Below are 315 nucleotides of genomic sequence, written 5' to 3'. Positions count from 1 at the left end.
TCTTTGGTCACGGTAACGTGGCTGGGATCGGCGAAGCGCTGCACGCCTATCAGGACGTCTTTCCGACATGGCGCGGTCAGAACGAACAGACGATGGCACATACGGCGATTGCCTATGCCAAAACGATGAAACGCACCCGCGCGATGGCGGTGACGTCATCGATCGGGCCGGGATCGACAAACGTTGTGACGGCGGCTGCGCTGGCGCATGTGAACCGTCTGCCGCTGCTGATTGTTGCCGGTGACGTGTTCGCGAACCGCCGCCCCGAACCTGTGCTGCAACAGGTCGAAGATTTTGACGACGGCACCATTTCGG

1 protein-coding gene is annotated in these 315 nt (G+C 60.6%); it reads left to right on the top strand.

The window, feature by feature from the left end; genetic code table 11:
* The coding region (locus tag ACXAGA_RS16480) for a thiamine pyrophosphate-binding protein (RefSeq protein ID WP_475118556.1) at window positions 1-315 on the top strand (315 nt) is incomplete at both ends.

Source organism: Marivivens sp. ABH4_498, assembly GCF_056160585.1.
Note: the sequence above shows the minus strand (reverse complement) of the source record. Positions and strands in the feature narration are given on the sequence as shown.